Genomic DNA, 15,987 nt, shown 5'->3' on the forward strand with positions numbered 1-15,987 from the left:
TCTTTAATCTCGCTCTTAAAGGTTAACAATGTTATTAAGACAAACGGTATTACTCACTGTTTGACCAATGTTTGAATTTTGCATTTCATCTGCGTATTGACGATTAGCAGTAATCGTCAGTTGGCGCGTACCTTTGGAGTTGTTTTTATCAATTCCAAAAGGTGTACAATTTCCCGGTGTTAATACAAAGTTAAAAACGGTGCCTGTTTCTAAGGTCTTAAAGGAAACAATATGCTGTTTTTCGTCAGGTTGGCTAAAAGTTTCTATATTTAATACTGCTTCAGACCCACAGTTATTCTTTTTAAGAAAGATTAAGCGATATGTATCACCTTCTTTTTCTTGAGTTAATGCTTCACAGTTGTAATTAATCGTTGTATTTGCAGACATTAAGCTTGTTACAGGATCTGGATTCATTCGCCAGAAAACAGCAGGTAAATTTTGAGTGTCCACTCCTACAGCAATATCTGATGTTTTTCCTGAACCATAGCCTGCATTTTGAACGAGCTTCTGTGCAACTGATAATGCTGTTCGTATTTGAGCATCGTATTCCGAATCACGAGAAGAACTAATACCAATTTGAGTCGTCTGTTTAAAAAGCATGAGCATCATTAGCATGCATAACATTGCAATGACTAATCCAACCATCAACTCAACGAGCGTAAATCCTTTTTGACTCATGATTTATCTCCCGACTCGATAACAATCTAAGCCTTCCATACTGTCTTCAGCGCAGGTCTTGGCATTAGATTGATTTGTACTAGCAGCTAACACAGGCCATGTAATTTTTGTACCTGCGACACCGCTCGTTTCACTAATATTTTCAGAATTCAAATTGCAATAAATGTAGTAGGTATTACCATTTAATGTGAACGATTTACTTTCGGTAGATTGGTTATTGAATGAAGCACAAACATCAGTTGAGTCAGTTGATATAGTGATGGTTTGTAAGCGATTTTGCAGTTCGTTTATCACTATATTGTCAATGTTCATATATCGTTGCGTGTTCAACATTTTGCTGATTGCTAAACCGCTACCAAAAACAATAATCGAGAATATAAGTAAACCAACAAGAGACTCCAACAATGTGAAACCACGTTGATTAGTTGATTTGAATGTTTGCTGATTCATTATTCTTCTCAACTGTAACGGTTAAATTTAAATTTGAATTGCACGTTGCTGATGCTGAACTTGCAGCAACCAACATCCCATTCGAGTTAAAAGATAGACAATAAAACTCTGTATTGTTTACTTTGAAAAATACATTCGATGCATAGGGGATTTTTTGAAGGATATAGTTTTGGTCAGGCGAGTTGCCGTCACTTGTTGAACACGCATCAGTACTGTCTTTAGCAACACGAATGACTCTAATTTCTTGATGGGTTTTATCTATACAAACAGATGTTGCTGCAAGTGAAGACTCTTGATTATTCGTGTTTCGAATTGCTGCAGAACGGGCTTGATAAGTCGCATTTTTAATACCTGCTAGCGCTTCATCAACATGACTTTGATCAACCCAAGCTCTGGTTAAAGAAGTACCTACAAATAACAAAATAGCCAGTACAACGATCGTAATCATTAGTTCGATCAGCGTGAAACCAAGTTGTTTTCTATAACCAGTATTTTGCATATTATTTCACCCAGTCAGTATATGAACCACAACCGGACACGGTACGAGTTCCATCATTTTTGAGTGTTAATGTACAACCTAAAACTCTTGCTTCAGTTCCTATTGCCTGAACCGCATAATTCACACCATCTGATGAAGTGTACGTAAAATTAAATGAATCAGAACTTGGATTCCAAGTTGTAAATTTAGTTTTTACTGCATTGGTATTTGATAAGGTTTCTTTAGGGTAGTTTAGTGTTCTTTGATATGCATTTTCAGCACCTAATGAAAGTGCGATTAAATTCGATTGAGCTTCTTTGATTTTTGCTTTGGTGACGTAGTTTTGATAACTAGGTACTGCAATTGCGGCCAAGATTGCAACAATAATGATGACGATCATTAATTCGATTAAGGTAAAACCTTTTTGCAATTTCATACATACCCCAAAATAATCATCAAAAATATCCATTTACTAACTGTAACATTAGTTACTAACCTAAATAATAACAACTTATAGGAGATTAATGGGGGGTATTAAGCGATGAGCAGATTATTAATATTAATTAATTAAATAATTCAAATAATATTAACTATTATTTATTAAATCATCATAAAGGTTTAATGTAGTTTTTTGCTTTAAGTAATTGATTTTTATTACTATTTACAATATGAAAATTTTATTTATACTTAAAATTTATTTATATATATTTTAAATGTATTTAAAATATATAAAATTTAATATGATGTGATATTTATTTCGTTATTATTATTTATTGTGATTTAAATCACATAATTGTTATTTTCCTAGAATCATTTCTAATACAAATTTTGATCCAATAAAGCCTATTGCAAGTAAAATAAAACCAATAATGGTAAAGCGTCTCGCTTTTTGACCGCGCCAACCAAAACGATAATGTCCAAATAAAAGTGCACCGTAAACAAACCAAGAGACAATACTAAATGCTGTTTTATGTGCCAAATGTTGTGCAAAAAAATCATCAATCGTAAAAAAGCCGAAGATAAGTGCAGTACTTAATAAAATGAAACCTGTAACAAGCATATCGAATAACAGAGATTCCATTGCTTGATAGGAGGGTAATAGATTTACCCAAACACGATGTTTCTGTTTGTTTTTTAACTCACGATCTTGTAACCACAACAAAACTGCGTGAATTGTTGCCATTAATAGCACTGCATAAGCTGAGAGTGACAAAATAATATGGACATCAAGTCCAAACGTGTTCTGTTTAAGTGTAAGTATAGGCTGGCTCAGGGAATAGCCTAAAATTAAACCCAATGCAGCTACTGGTATTCCAATCAGATTTAGCGCAAGTACAGGTCGATAAGTGCTATAAAGCAGGCTCAATAACAGCATGAGTGCTGAAGTAAATGAAAGGAGATTAAAAACGTTATAGTTAATGCCGAAAGGCGTTTTCATATCTATCAATAAGACGACAGCATGCAAGATCAAGCCTAATCCAGCTACGAGACTGATAAACCAATGATTAGGGACACGTTTAGTCATTAAATGGGTAAATAAATACCAAAAGGCAGTGGTATAGGCGATCAATGCTAAAATTGTGTAAACCAAAGGGAGGCTAATCATGTCAAACCTTTTTATGGATGCTGAATATTCATCTAATAAGATATAAATTCCAAACGAACTACAGTATCCTATAGCATCTTATGCATAAATTTTCTATTTTAAGAAAGATTTTTTTGCAACAACCATTTTAAGCGGATTTTGCAATGTTTGATACCTTAACAGAACGACTCACGCAGAGTTTAAGAAATGTTACTGGCTCTGGGCAACTGACCGAAGACAATATTAAAGATACGTTACGTGAAGTGCGTATGGCACTTCTTGAAGCCGATGTTGCACTTCCTGTAACTCGTGAATTTATCGCGAAAGTTAAGGAAGAGGCATTAGGTCAAGAGGTGATGTCACAGTTATCTCCAGGCCAAGCATTCGTCAAAATTGTTCATGATGAACTCACCAAAATGATGGGTGAGGCAAATGAAAGTCTTGATCTTGCTGCAAAGCCTCCCGTTGTTGTTTTATTGGCTGGTTTACAAGGTGCAGGTAAAACGACGACTGCTGCAAAATTAGCTCGTTTTTTACAAGAGCGACAAAAGAAAAAAGTCGCAATGGTTTCTGCCGACGTCTATCGTCCTGCAGCGATTAAGCAGCTCCAGACTGTAGCAGGTGAAGTCGGCGCGATTTTCTTTGAATCAAGTGCTGATGAAAAGCCAATTACGATTGCAAACCGAGCAATTGAACAAGCCAAAATTCAATTTGCGGATGTATTGATTGTCGATACTGCAGGTCGTTTACATATCGATGACGATATGATGGGCGAAATTAAAGAATTGCATGCAGCGATTAATCCTACAGAAACACTGTTCGTTGTAGATGCAATGACCGGTCAGGATGCTGCAAATACAGCAAAAGCATTCAATGATGCATTGCCTTTAACCGGTGTGATTCTTACAAAAACTGATGGTGATGCGCGTGGTGGTGCGGCACTTTCTGTTCGTGCAATTACTGGTAAGCCTATTAAATTCTTGGGGATGGGGGAGAAACTCGATGCCCTTGAACCATTCCATCCTGAGCGTGTGGCACAACGTATCTTAGGTATGGGTGATGTTCTTTCTTTGGTCGAAGAGCTTGAACGCAAAGTCGACAAAGAAAAAGCTGAAAAAATGGCGAAAAAACTGCAAAAAGGCGGCAGCTTCAACTTTGAAGATATGCTGATGCAGTTTGAACAAATGAATAAAATGGGCGGTATGATGGGCTTCTTAGACAAGTTGCCTGGCATGAGTAACTCAGGAATTCAGGATGCGATTGCTCAAGCAAATCCTGAAAAGCAAGTGAAGAAAATGGAAGCGATTATTCAATCGATGACCATCAAAGAGCGTCGCAATCCTGACTTGATGAATCCAAGTCGTAAAAAACGTATCGCAGCAGGTTGTGGTATGGATGTTGCTGAAGTCAATAAGCTGATCAAACAACATGCCCAAATGGCAAAAATGATGAAAAAATTTGCGAATCCATCGGGTATGGCGAAAATGATGAAATCATTAAGCGGTATGCAAAAGAAATTTGGTGGCGGCGGTGGCGTTGGTCCGTTATTTGGTGGAAAAGATCCAAAATAATTCCCAAAATTTAAAAAGGCGCTGTGGCGCCTTTTTTCATGCTACATAATTTTGCAAACTTACTATTTAGTTTAAAAAATAATCAATTCATGATGTTGAGAATACAGTCAAGAGTGCAAGAAAATGACACAGGTTTATGTTGTGCATGGATATACGGCAAGCCCTGAAGAAAATTGGTTTCCATGGATACAGCAACAAGCTGATCAGTATGGTATTCCATTAAAAGTATTGAGATTAGATCCTTCTGAGACGCCACAATTAGGAACGTGGGAACAACAAATGAAAGAGCAAATAGCTCAAATTGATGATCAAACAATTTTTGTTGCTCACAGTCTCGGGTGTATTGCAACTTTACATTACTTAAGCCAAGTGCTTTTAAACCAAAAAATCAAAAAATTAATTCTAGTTGCTGGTTTCAATGGACGTTTAGGGCGGCTTGAGCAAGTCAATCCATTTATTGATGCTGCTGATATAGATTTTGAACTCATTCGTGGCCAAGTTCATGATCGCGTGGTCATTTATTCTGAAGGTGATGAGCGCGTTCTGCCTAAATTTAGTTTCCAGCAAGCTGAAAGTATTGATGCACATGTCGTTGCTGCTGAACATCAAGGCCATTTTATTGATTCAGAAGGTTGTACGGCATTGCCTGAGGTCTGGGCTGAGATTATTCGAGATTAATTCAGAAGCTATAAGCTCTCACTGACGTGTTTAACGTGATGTCACCCACATATTGATTTCTGCTCTAAAGACAAGCGCTTGGTTTTGATCATGGACTTCGATACACGCTACAAATCTATTTGGTATGGATTGACCCGTTTGAATTGGCGTCAGAGGGTAAGCAACTGCTGTTAAATCGGTCGTTGCTTTTTTAATATAGTTGACTTGCATACCATCGGGTATCCATCGATGGCTTGGTGGAAGAGTGACTTCTGTCATTAGACCACCAGTAAGCTCTGCCAAATTACACAATGCGATCGCATGTACACTATCGAGGTGATTTAAAACCCTTTTTTCTTTAGACATCTGGACCTGACAAAAATCTGGTCTCAATTCAATAATTTTCGTGCGAATCGACTTGAAATAAGGTGCTTTGAGTTGGATCACTTGATTGAAAAGTATTTTCCCAAAGGGCAGTTTCTTCGCGATATTCCAAACGTTTAACGTCCTGTTATTCATGTTGTTCAGCCTGTTTTTTTGTATTTTGGATGTGTGTACTGACACTGAGTGAATAATTTTTTGTTTTAAGAGACACTCAGTTCAGCAGACCTGATGACCAAGTTATGTTTTCTGTTGCGTGACAGCAAGATAGCGTTGTAAGCCTTTTAATAATAAATCGGTTTCAATTTTCGGGTCATAAGATTGTAAATATTGAGCAAAAAGTGCTGCATCTCCACCTGTAAGGATTAATTTTCTTGGTGATGTTATTAAAACTTTTTCGATCATACTGACCAATCCCAATAAAATACCATGATGAACAGCATCCATTGTATTTTGCCCAGGACTTAACTCATCAAATGCAGCATCAGGGATTTTGATCCCTTTGGTATTTTGAATAAGTGAATCTCGCTGTAGATAGAGATTTGGTACGATATATCCACCTAAATGTTTAAATCCATCTGCTAAATCAATCGTTAAGGCCGTTCCACAACTGATCACGCAATATTTCTCTTGAGGATCGGTGACGACCGCTAGAACTTGTAGCCAACGATCGATACCCAATTGATTCGGTTCTGTATATCCGCATTGAAGTCCTGCATATTCTTGATGAACTTTAGCAACGACAATTGGGATATCTAGCAGTTTTAAAATTTTGAGTATACGATCGTTATTTTTCTTGTCTTGAACAGATGAGATACCGACTTCTGATAGGTTTTGAGATTTAAAGTGTTGGATGAGACCCAACATTAAGTCCGCAGGAGATTGTAGATGAAGCTCCGCCACATGCTCTAAGATTTGCTCACCTTCCGTAATCCAATATTTTAAACGCGTATTGCCTATATCTAACCAAAGACGTTTCATCATGTATTCGCTGACCTATCTTTTCTTTATTTTTTTAAGCGTAAACGCCCTTGATACAAACCGATTAAACCTTGTTCAGTCAAAATATTAATTCGACCATCATCTCCAATACCTTTAAAGATACCTTGTACTGTTTTATTCACTTGCTCAAACTCTACAGTCTGATTCATAAAAGCAGCATAGTGATTGAAACGTCCTGAGAGATTATAACTTCCGTGCTCAAACCATTGTCCGGCTTGCATGATGGCGAGATAAAGTTCTGAAATAATCTTAATTCGATTTGGATGAGCTAAACCCAATTGCATAATGGAGGTGGTTTGCTGTTCGATTGCTGCATCAGAAACAGGCAATAAATTAACACCAACGCCAACAATCGCCTGATGTGGGGTTACAGGCTCTACCAAAATACCACCCCATTTACCTTGCACACTATAAAGGTCATTTGGCCATTTGATTTGTAAATGATCCAATGACTTAAATGAAGGAATTTGCAAAATATTAAGTGCAATTTCAAGGGATAGTCGACCATCTAAGGGTGTTTTGGTTTCTAGCAATGTGCTTAAATAAATATTCCCGACTGGGGAAACCCATTGTCGTTGATGTTGTCCACGTCCCTGAGTTTGAGTCTCACTGCATACAAGAATCCCCTGTACACCTTTTTTGATGAGTGCACGTACTTCATCATTGGTTGAAGTGGTGCTCTGTTTTAACAGTAAAACTTCTGGAAGTTGTTGAGCTTCAGTTAAAAGCTGACTGAGGTGGCGAGTCTCTAAATCCATGTTGAATCTGAGAAGAGTAAAAGATTTATGGAGTTAATCATATATTTAGCTATTGGTGCAATCGCTGGTTTTACTGCAGGGTTGTTTGGCGTGGGCGGTGGATTAATCATCGTACCCATTTTATTTATTGTATTTACCCAAATGGGTTATGACCCAACTGTCATTATGCACATGGCGCTTGGAACATCATTAGCTACGATTGTGGTCACATCGATTAGCTCGGTTATGGCACACCATAAAAAAGGTGCAGTGTTATGGTCAGTATTTAAAAATTTAGCGCCAGGTTTGGTACTGGGTTCATTTTTTGGTGCTGGATTGGCCAGTATTATCTCTGGACCAGTGCTGCAATTGATTATCGGTTGTTTCGCAATTTGGGTTGCATACCGTATGTTCCGTGGAGCTAATGTGGTGGTCGATCAATCTAAGCAACTACCTTCTGTACCTGCTCAATTGGCTGCGGGAAGTGGAATTGGGGTGGCTTCAGCAATTTTTGGGATCGGTGGAGGAAGTTTAACCGTACCTTATTTGAATCATCATGGGGTGGTGATGCAAAAAGCTGTTGCAACATCTGCTGCATGTGGACTGCCGATTGCTTTAGCAGGTGCATTTGGATTTATGTTCTACGGACAAAAAGCACCTGCTGAAATCGAAAATGCCATTGGATATGTTCATGTTTATGCATTCATTGGCATTAGTGTAATGAGTTTTATCACCGCAAAAGTAGGAGCAAAAGTTGCACATAAACTGTCAGCAGCGATGTTGAAAAAATGTTTTGCAGCTTTGCTTACAACTGTAGGTATCTATTTTATTTATCAAGGCGTATTTTGAGAAAAATATGCCAAATAACTCTCAAAAATAGTGATGTGTATTGACTTAAAAATTTGATAAATTGTCAGACAAAGACATAGTCAGTATGATGCTATTGGTATAAAAACAATAAAATAGCATCATGCTTGATGAAGTGTGAGTAAAAAAATAAATAGGAATATTATGCAATTGGAAGAAGTGGACAGCCTTTCAGAGCAAATAGCCAGACATATAAGTGAACAGATTATTAGTGGCGAATTGGTCGAAGGTGAACGTATACAAGAATTGCGTATCGCTAAAGAATTAGACGTGAGTCGAGGTTCGGTACGTGAAGCTTTATTATTACTTGAACGCACGCATTTAATTGAAATTTATCCAAGACGCGGCGCAATTGTGTCAGAAATGTCTGCCCAACAAGTGCGAGCTTTATTTGATACGAGTGCTCTTATGTTAGGGCAGATCGTCCAGCGTATGAGTGAAACTTGGCGTAATCATGAAGCTGAGGCGCTTCAGCAACTTTTGCAATATTTAATTGAACAAGTTAAACAAAGTAATACTGAAAAATTTTACGATGGTGTATTTCAATTTTTAGCTAAGCAACAAGATATGGTAGCCAACCCATACTTAATGAAGTTTTATCGCGAACTGTTGCCATCTATACGTCGTAGTTATTTTTTAACCTTAAATACTTCGCGTAGAGAGCTCCAAGAAGCACTTGAATTAATTAAGCTCGTGATCGATGCAATTTTGATCCGAAAATCACAACAAGCTACTTTATTTATGGAAGATTTTTGCCGACACTTGCGCAATCTAGTGTTAGAGTCACTGACACGAATGAAACAAATTGAACTAGCTTGGGCGCGGAGATCGCGCAGATAATCAGGACACTATGCGATTAAGCAGCTTAAAACTCTCTGGCTTTAAATCTTTTGCGGATAGCAGCACCTTACAATTTAAAGCCAACCGTACCGCAGTCGTGGGACCAAATGGTTGTGGTAAATCCAACGTCATCGATGCAATCCGATGGGTGATGGGAGAGTCAAGCGCACGCCAGTTACGTGGTGGAAGTATGCAGGATGTCATTTTTACTGGGACAGCAAAGCGTAAACCAGTGGGAATGGCCAGTGTAGAATTACGCTTCGAAAACACCTATGGCAAACTAGGTGGAGCATACAACGCTTATAGTGAGTTGGCGGTACGTCGCCAAGTCAATCGCGATGGTAAATCTGAATATTTTCTCAATGGCACAAAATGCCGCCGCCGTGATATTACAGATATTTTTTTAGGAACAGGCTTAGGTCCTCGTTCGTATGCGATTATTGAACAAGGCATGATTAATCGTTTGGTCGATGCAAAACCAGATGAAATGCGTGTTTATATCGAAGAAGCTGCTGGAGTATCACGTTATCAAGCACGTCGTCGTGAGACGATGCAACATTTAGAACATACTAATCAAAATTTAAGTCGTCTAAATGACATTGCTGTTGAATTAAAATCCCAATTAAAGACACTAAAGCGTCAAGCAGAAGCTGCACTTCAATATAAAGCCTTAGAGACTGAAATTCGAACTTTGAAAGTTGAGATACTTTCATTTCAATGCCATCAAAGTGAACGAATTCAACAAGAATATACAACTGAAATGACTGAATTGGGTGAGCAATTTAAGCTTGTTCGTTCTGAACTCACCACTGTTGAGCATGATTTAACAGCAACAAATGAGTTATTTCAGCGATTAATGCAACAATCCACACCACTTCAGCAAGAATGGCAACAAGCTGAAAAAAAGCTGGCTGAATTACAAGCCAATTTGGATCAAAAACAGCAATTGTTTGCTCAAAATACTTTAACTTTAAAGCAGCTTGAAGAGCAAAAAATACAAACCAAAGAGCGGATGCAACTGATTGATATTCAGTTGGAAGATTTGATCCTCCAGCAAGAACATCAAGCAACAACATTGAGTGATACTGAATCAAATGCACAGCTTGATTTACAACAATTCAATGAGCTGAAGGCAAAGCAACTTGAAGCGCAAAAATCATTTTCTGAAATAAAAGCATTGGTTGAAAAGCAACAACAGCAACGTGCACAAATGTTGGCGCAGAGTGATCAATTGGCTAAAAATGTGCTTCGAATTGAGCAGCAAAAACAAACTTTGCTCGTACAAAAATCTCAAAATCAAGCACAGTATGAACAGGATGATATTGACAATCTCCTGCATGAAAAACATGATGTACAGATTGAAATCGTTCGTCTAGAAGAAAGAATTGAGAAATTAGAAACTCAATTGAAACGTGATCAAATCTCATTGACTGAGCAAAAAAGTAAATGCACAGATTTGAATTCACACATCCAGATTTTGAAATCTGAACAAAAACAATTACAACAGCTTGTGGTGAAAGTCAGTCGACATGCATCGAAGAGCAATGACCCTTTAATGCAAATTTTGAAGCTAAAAGATCAGGCGAAACCGTTTGCAGCATTGGTCGAAAAATTTCTGTCAAAGTGGCTGCATGCGAATACGTTAAAGAGTGAAGATTTATTTCAGACCGAATCTGCCCGTCAATTAAAAGTTATGCAGCAAGATGTATCTGGGACTGTACTTGGTTTACCCACATTAGCGAGCTGGATTGATTTCCCCCAAAACTCATTATGGTTAAACGTTGCGATAGCTCAAGATTTTGAGCAGGCGCTTCAATTACAGCCTCAATTAAAACAAGGTGAGTCTATTTTAAGTTTGGATGGCTATCATATTGGTCCTGACTGGATGATTGGTCTGTACTTTGATGAGTCGAGTCAAGATGCTCAAGGAGCACTTAGCCACCGAATTCGATTAGATGAAATTGATTCAGAGTTGACACAAATGGTGAAAGCGCATGAGTCAATGACGCTCGAACTCGCTGAGATGCAATTAAAGCTTGAACAAAAAAATAGTGAATGTACGGAGTTGCAAAAAGCGTTAAAAAATCATCAAGCCCTTGCTCACCAAGTTGAAGTGAAGATTGCAAAACAGCAAATGGCTCAGCAGGCTTTCGAGTCGCAAAATCTACACATCGAGTCACAAATTGCTCAACTTGATGCGCAGCTTGAAGAAGATGCGATGCAAAAAGATGATTTGGAAATCGATTTACATGCATTGATGCTTAAAATTGAACACAATCTTCCACACTACAAAACCTTAGAGTTTCAAGTTGAAGAATTGAATGATCAGGTTGAGCATCTTCAGGACTTAGTCTACAAAAAACAACAAGAGTTAGAAACAAACCGCCGTACTCATACGCAAAATCAGCAACAAATTGAGCTGTTGGAAAAAGATGCAAGTTTTCTAAAAACGCAATATCAGCAGATCATCACTCAAATTACACAAGCTAAAAATTTCGTGGATCCGATTCAATTAGAATTACCCACTTTGCAAAGCCAATATGAGGTTCAAAAGCAGCAGACTGAAAAGTTACAAAAGACTTGGTCCTCATGGCAAGTCGAACTTAATGAAATACAGTCTAAGCAACAAAAATTGACGGAGCTACGATTAAATCATCAGCAAAGTGATGAGCACTTTAGAACCCAGTTAGAAGAGAAGCGTTTAGCATGGCAAGTGGCTAAATCTGATTTACAACATTATGCTGAACAATTAAAAGAGCTTAATGCTGAATTATTAGAAAATGTGCCAATCGATCTGACTCAGCACCAACAGCAGTTAGAGCAAGCACAGCGTCAGTTTGACAAAATAGGCGCTGTGAACTTAGCAGCTTCAGAAGAGTATGAAGAAGTATCAAAGCGCTATGAAGATTTGAGCCATCAAATTGAAGATCTTGAAAAAACAGTCGCACAATTAAAAGATGCGATGAAAAGCATTGATCAAGAAACTAAAAAGCTATTCATGACTACCTTTGATCAAGTAAATGCGAAATTGCAAAACTTATTCCCAAAGGTGTTTAATGGTGGTGAAGCAAGTTTAAGTTTAGAAGATGATTGGCAATCTGGTGTAAAGCTAATGGCTCGACCACCAGGAAAGCGAAATAGTTCTTTAGCATTGTTATCAGGCGGTGAAAAAGCACTAACAGCACTAGCATTAGTTTTTGCTATATTTCGACTGAATCCAGCACCATTTTGTGTATTGGATGAGGTTGATGCACCGTTAGATGATGCAAATGTTGGACGTTTTTGTAATTTAGTAAAAGAGCTTTCTGAACAGGTTCAATTCATTTACATTACACACAATAAAGTTGCGATGACGATGGCTACTGACTTAATCGGTGTAACAATGCCTGAGCCAGGAACATCGAAGTTAGTCACTGTTGATCTAGAAGAAGCGAAAGAATACGGTTTAGCTGCGGAGTCTTAATATGGAAATCAGTACCATTATCGGAATTGTGATCGCAATCGTGATCTGTTGCATAGGGTTGTTTATGATCCTGCGCAAGCCGAGTGATGCAGCACCGTCATTAGATGCTGAATTACATATAAATGAACAATGTAATCAACCCGTCATTCCTCGTCATGTTCGTAGTCTTTTACAGGCGCAAGCCGCACCATTGGCTTCTTCTGAGCGTGTAGAGCCAAGTTTGAAAGACATTGAAGCGAGTGATGTGGCTCGAGTGGATCAAACAGCTGATCAGCATGCTACAAAGACGCCTGAAAATATTCAAAAAACTGTAGAAGTGGTAGATACAGTGCAACTGAATACTTCGGTAGACCTTGCAGAGAAAGAAAGTAAATCTCTGCTCGACTCCAGTAAAAACTCGGACAGCACTGAGACTGACCCACTAGAAAAAAATACAGAAACAGTCGAGAGTAAAGCTCAGTCGATTGATGGTGTAACAGACACTCAAAGTGCAGATCTTATTTCCAAAGATTCAATCGTAGAAACTACAATTGAAGACTCGAAAAAAGTTGAGCCAAGTTTTGTATTAAATCCGAATATTCAAACTGCTGAAATCAAAGAATTTGAAGAAGAAAGCAGCATCTTGGATGTGCATTTACATGAACAGCAACGTTTTGATGATGAAAGTGCTTTAGCAAATGCCGAATACATTATTAGTTTGAATATGTATCCGAACCCTCGAAAAGCACTTTCTGGTGATAAAGCTTTGAAAGTATTAATGAAATATGGATTGCGCTTTGGCGAAATGAACTGTTTCCATCGTTATGAAACTCCTGATGCAGTCAGCCCATTGCTGTTTTCCGTACTCAGAATCACAGATCAGGGTCCTGCAGGTTTTGATTTAGAAACATTATCTGGTGAACAAGTCCAAGGTTTAGCATTCTTCTTAGCATTACCGCATCATAATGTTCAAAAAGGCTATGACAGTATGGTTAGTATTGCAGGGCTTATTGCCCGTGAAACAGATGGTACCGTCTATGATGAAAATAATCTTGAATTTACACCGCAGTTAAAAGAACACTGGCGCCATAAAGCAATCGACTATAGATCAGGTCAGGCGGTTTAATTCCTAGGTGACTTACTGTATTTGTGTAAAGTCATTTATACTGTTTAGGTTGAAATTATTGGGCGGAATTTTCCGCCTTTTTATATGGTGAAAATATGGATCAGAACGCTGTCGTTGCGCAAATGCGCCAACTCATTCAATTACTGGCTCGGCATAACCATGCTTATTATGTGATGGATCAGCCGACAATTGAAGACAGTGAATATGATCAATTGTTTCATCAACTAAAAAACTTAGAAGAACAATATCCTGATTTAGTACAGGCGGATACACCGACCAATAAAGTGGGTGATAAACCTTTATCTAAGTTTGAAAATATTACACATACTGTTCCAATGTTGTCTTTGGGCAATGTTTTTAATCAAGAAGAGTTATTTGCCTTCGCACGTCGTATTGAAGAGCGTTTACCGAACCAAAAAATCCAATACGACGTCGAACTTAAATTTGATGGGCTTGCGATCTCGCTATGGTATGAACACGGTGTGTTGATTCGAGCGGTTACACGTGGGGATGGTGAAACAGGAGAAGTCATAACCCAAAATGTAAAAACAATTCGTAATTTGCCTAAAGTACTCATGATGTCTCAAGGTGTACCACCAGCGTTGTTAGAAGTTCGTGGCGAAGTACTAATGCCTAAAGCTGGATTTGTAAAGTTAAATGCTGAAAATGAGACCAAAGGTGAGAAAACTTTTGCTAACCCAAGAAATGCAGCAGCAGGGAGTTTGCGTCAACTTGATCCGACCATAGCAGCATCACGACCACTTGCATTCTATGCTTATGGTATTGCGCAATGCATGCCACATCATGGTCTGAGCACGATGTCAGAGAGCTTAAATTGGCTTGAACAGTTGGGCTTTGCTGTTGGGGAAAAACATTTTGTTTGTGACAGTATTGAAGAGGTTCAAGCGGCGTATGAATCTGTAAATCAGGAGCGTCCAAACCTGTCAGTTGAAATTGACGGGATGGTGATCAAAGTCAATGATTTGAAGCAACAACAACAATTAGGCTTTTTAAGTCGTGAACCTCGATGGGCAACAGCATATAAGTTCCCTGCAGTGGCTGCGCTAACAACGGTTGAAAATATTAATTGGCAGGTAGGGCGTACAGGTACTTTAACGCCTGTAGCGCGATTAAATCCTGTATCGGTAGGCGGAGTCACAGTATCAAACGTGACTTTACATAATATTGGTGAAATACATCGCTTGGACGTGCGCGTTGGAGATACGGTGAGTGTCTATCGTAGCGGAGATGTTATTCCTAAAGTTGAAAAGGTTTGGCCAGAATTTCGACCTCTAGAAACCACTGAAATTCAATTGCCAGAACAATGTCCTGTATGTGCTTCTCCAGTTGTGATGCCTGAAGGCGAAGCTTTAGCACGATGTTCTGGTGGGCTTTATTGTGCGGCACAGCGTATAGAGGCGATCCGTCATTTTGTATCACGTAAAGCAATGGACATCGAAGGTTTGGGTGATCGTTGGGTTGAGTCTTTATTACATCTTGAACTCCTCAAAGATGTTGCAGATATTTATCACTTGCACGAGCATCGTGAAAAATTATTGACTATTGAAAAAATGGGTGAGAAATCTGTACAAAATCTCATCGACTCAATTGAAAGTAGTAAAAAAACAACATTAGCGGCATTTATTTACGCACTAGGCATTCGAGGAGTAGGCGAGACTACGGCTCGAATGTTAGCCAATACCTTCCAGACTTTAGATGCGCTGAAATCTGCTGATTTAGAAGCATTAAAGAAAACCCCTGATGTAGGTGATATTACTGCAGAATGGATATTAGACTTTTTCAAAGCTGAACATAATATTGAAGTATTAAATCGATTAATTGAGGCTGGAATTCATTGGGATGCACCGATAGCACCGACTAGACAACCTTTAAATGGTGAGAGCTGGGTGGTGACTGGTACTTTAAGCAGTATGGGGCGAGATGAAGCGACTCAACTCTTACAGGCATTAGGTGCACGTGTGAGTGGTAGTGTATCCAGTAAAACGAAATGCTTGGTTGCTGGTGAAAAGGCAGGTTCCAAACTTGAAAAAGCAGAAAAACTAGGTATTCCGGTGATGAATGAAGCTGAGTTTATTGCATTTATGATCCAGCATGGTCAGCTCACTGAACCTGAGTCTTAAGTGTATCTTGCACATAACAAAGGGCATCAATA

Annotated in this window: 15 protein-coding genes; 7 read left to right on the forward strand and 8 right to left on the reverse strand. The window is 38.5% G+C overall.

The genetic code is table 11. The features are described from left to right. Window positions 1-15: 15 nt before the first annotated feature. The 5 genes from AC1M9N_RS09975 to AC1M9N_RS09995 form a co-directional block, all read right to left on the reverse strand. On the reverse strand, window positions 16-678 hold the full coding sequence (locus tag AC1M9N_RS09975) for a PilW family protein (RefSeq protein WP_092767483.1): 663 nt from the start codon (window positions 676-678) through the stop codon (window positions 16-18). A 3-nt stretch (window positions 679-681) separates the two neighbouring features. After that, window positions 682-1,128, reverse strand: coding sequence for a PulJ/GspJ family protein (locus tag AC1M9N_RS09980; protein ID WP_092767481.1), 447 nt, complete (start codon window positions 1,126-1,128; stop codon window positions 682-684). Further along, window positions 1,100-1,627: a pilus assembly FimT family protein gene (locus AC1M9N_RS09985; RefSeq protein ID WP_481954690.1), complete on the reverse strand. Its 528-nt coding sequence runs from the start codon at window positions 1,625-1,627 to the stop codon at window positions 1,100-1,102. The genes AC1M9N_RS09980 and AC1M9N_RS09985 overlap by 29 nt, the downstream gene beginning before the upstream one ends. A gap of 1 nt (window position 1,628) precedes the next feature. Then, window positions 1,629-2,042, reverse strand: coding sequence for a type IV pilin protein (locus AC1M9N_RS09990; protein WP_481587214.1), 414 nt, complete (start codon window positions 2,040-2,042; stop codon window positions 1,629-1,631). Between the two features lie 360 nt (window positions 2,043-2,402). After that, window positions 2,403-3,212 carry a cytochrome C assembly family protein gene (locus AC1M9N_RS09995; protein WP_092767475.1) on the reverse strand — a complete coding sequence of 270 codons (810 nt, stop codon included), beginning with the start codon at window positions 3,210-3,212 and terminating at the stop codon, window positions 2,403-2,405. Between the two features lie 143 nt (window positions 3,213-3,355). Here AC1M9N_RS09995 and ffh point away from each other — a divergent pair, with 143 nt between their 5' ends. Both ffh and AC1M9N_RS10005 read left to right on the forward strand, forming a co-directional pair. Then, window positions 3,356-4,762, forward strand: a complete 1,407-nt coding sequence (ffh, locus tag AC1M9N_RS10000) for a signal recognition particle protein (protein ID WP_035269264.1) — start codon at window positions 3,356-3,358, stop codon at window positions 4,760-4,762. A gap of 123 nt (window positions 4,763-4,885) precedes the next feature. Then, complete coding sequence (locus AC1M9N_RS10005; RefSeq protein ID WP_481587215.1) at window positions 4,886-5,440, forward strand: RBBP9/YdeN family alpha/beta hydrolase; 555 nt, start codon at window positions 4,886-4,888, stop codon at window positions 5,438-5,440. A gap of 30 nt (window positions 5,441-5,470) precedes the next feature. On the opposite strand, the gene AC1M9N_RS10010 is transcribed toward AC1M9N_RS10005, so the two are convergent. From AC1M9N_RS10010 to AC1M9N_RS10020, 3 genes are all read right to left on the reverse strand, one after another. After that, window positions 5,471-5,938 carry a hotdog fold domain-containing protein gene (locus AC1M9N_RS10010; RefSeq protein WP_481954691.1) on the reverse strand — a complete coding sequence of 156 codons (468 nt, stop codon included), beginning with the start codon at window positions 5,936-5,938 and terminating at the stop codon, window positions 5,471-5,473. Window positions 5,939-6,040: 102 nt separating this feature from the next. Continuing rightward, on the reverse strand, window positions 6,041-6,781 hold the full coding sequence (locus AC1M9N_RS10015; RefSeq protein WP_481954700.1) for a type III pantothenate kinase: 741 nt from the start codon (window positions 6,779-6,781) through the stop codon (window positions 6,041-6,043). Window positions 6,782-6,807: 26 nt separating this feature from the next. Then, window positions 6,808-7,560: a biotin--[acetyl-CoA-carboxylase] ligase gene (locus AC1M9N_RS10020; RefSeq protein WP_481587217.1), complete on the reverse strand. Its 753-nt coding sequence runs from the start codon at window positions 7,558-7,560 to the stop codon at window positions 6,808-6,810. A gap of 27 nt (window positions 7,561-7,587) precedes the next feature. On the opposite strand from AC1M9N_RS10020, the gene AC1M9N_RS10025 reads away from it, so the two are divergent. From AC1M9N_RS10025 to ligA, 5 genes are all read left to right on the forward strand, one after another. After that, window positions 7,588-8,388: a sulfite exporter TauE/SafE family protein gene (locus tag AC1M9N_RS10025; protein ID WP_481612194.1), complete on the forward strand. Its 801-nt coding sequence runs from the start codon at window positions 7,588-7,590 to the stop codon at window positions 8,386-8,388. 162 nt (window positions 8,389-8,550) lie between these two features. Continuing rightward, window positions 8,551-9,246 carry a GntR family transcriptional regulator gene (locus tag AC1M9N_RS10030; RefSeq protein WP_035269253.1) on the forward strand — a complete coding sequence of 232 codons (696 nt, stop codon included), beginning with the start codon at window positions 8,551-8,553 and terminating at the stop codon, window positions 9,244-9,246. A gap of 10 nt (window positions 9,247-9,256) precedes the next feature. Further along, on the forward strand, window positions 9,257-12,709 hold the full coding sequence (smc, locus tag AC1M9N_RS10035) for a chromosome segregation protein SMC (RefSeq protein ID WP_481954692.1): 3,453 nt from the start codon (window positions 9,257-9,259) through the stop codon (window positions 12,707-12,709). 1 nt (window position 12,710) lies between these two features. Continuing rightward, window positions 12,711-13,814 carry a cell division protein ZipA C-terminal FtsZ-binding domain-containing protein gene (locus tag AC1M9N_RS10040; RefSeq protein ID WP_035269249.1) on the forward strand — a complete coding sequence of 368 codons (1,104 nt, stop codon included), beginning with the start codon at window positions 12,711-12,713 and terminating at the stop codon, window positions 13,812-13,814. 95 nt (window positions 13,815-13,909) lie between these two features. Further along, complete coding sequence (gene ligA, locus AC1M9N_RS10045; RefSeq protein ID WP_481954693.1) at window positions 13,910-15,955, forward strand: NAD-dependent DNA ligase LigA; 2,046 nt, start codon at window positions 13,910-13,912, stop codon at window positions 15,953-15,955. Window positions 15,956-15,987: the final 32 nt, after the last annotated feature.

This window comes from Acinetobacter sp. ANC_7655, from assembly GCF_056784015.1.

Bases quoted from the DNA above. Each gene is read 5' to 3' on its own strand.
- AC1M9N_RS10020 (WP_481587217.1), bottom strand. From the start codon at position 7,560: ATGGATTTAGAGACTCGCCACCTCAGTCAGCTTTTAACTGAAGCTCAA.
- AC1M9N_RS10025 (WP_481612194.1), top strand. From the start codon at position 7,588: ATGGAGTTAATCATATATTTAGCTATTGGTGCAATCGCTGGTTTTACT.
- AC1M9N_RS10030 (WP_035269253.1), top strand. From the start codon at position 8,551: ATGCAATTGGAAGAAGTGGACAGCCTTTCAGAGCAAATAGCCAGACAT.
- AC1M9N_RS10040 (WP_035269249.1), top strand. From the start codon at position 12,711: ATGGAAATCAGTACCATTATCGGAATTGTGATCGCAATCGTGATCTGT.
- smc (WP_481954692.1), top strand. From the start codon at position 9,257: ATGCGATTAAGCAGCTTAAAACTCTCTGGCTTTAAATCTTTTGCGGAT.
- ligA (WP_481954693.1), top strand. From the start codon at position 13,910: ATGGATCAGAACGCTGTCGTTGCGCAAATGCGCCAACTCATTCAATTA.
- AC1M9N_RS09980 (WP_092767481.1), bottom strand. From the start codon at position 1,128: ATGAATCAGCAAACATTCAAATCAACTAATCAACGTGGTTTCACATTG.
- AC1M9N_RS09975 (WP_092767483.1), bottom strand. From the start codon at position 678: ATGAGTCAAAAAGGATTTACGCTCGTTGAGTTGATGGTTGGATTAGTC.
- AC1M9N_RS09995 (WP_092767475.1), bottom strand. From the start codon at position 3,212: ATGATTAGCCTCCCTTTGGTTTACACAATTTTAGCATTGATCGCCTAT.
- ffh (WP_035269264.1), top strand. From the start codon at position 3,356: ATGTTTGATACCTTAACAGAACGACTCACGCAGAGTTTAAGAAATGTT.
- AC1M9N_RS10010 (WP_481954691.1), bottom strand. From the start codon at position 5,938: ATGAATAACAGGACGTTAAACGTTTGGAATATCGCGAAGAAACTGCCC.
- AC1M9N_RS09985 (WP_481954690.1), bottom strand. From the start codon at position 1,627: ATGCAAAATACTGGTTATAGAAAACAACTTGGTTTCACGCTGATCGAA.
- AC1M9N_RS10005 (WP_481587215.1), top strand. From the start codon at position 4,886: ATGACACAGGTTTATGTTGTGCATGGATATACGGCAAGCCCTGAAGAA.
- AC1M9N_RS09990 (WP_481587214.1), bottom strand. From the start codon at position 2,042: ATGAAATTGCAAAAAGGTTTTACCTTAATCGAATTAATGATCGTCATC.
- AC1M9N_RS10015 (WP_481954700.1), bottom strand. From the start codon at position 6,781: ATGAAACGTCTTTGGTTAGATATAGGCAATACGCGTTTAAAATATTGG.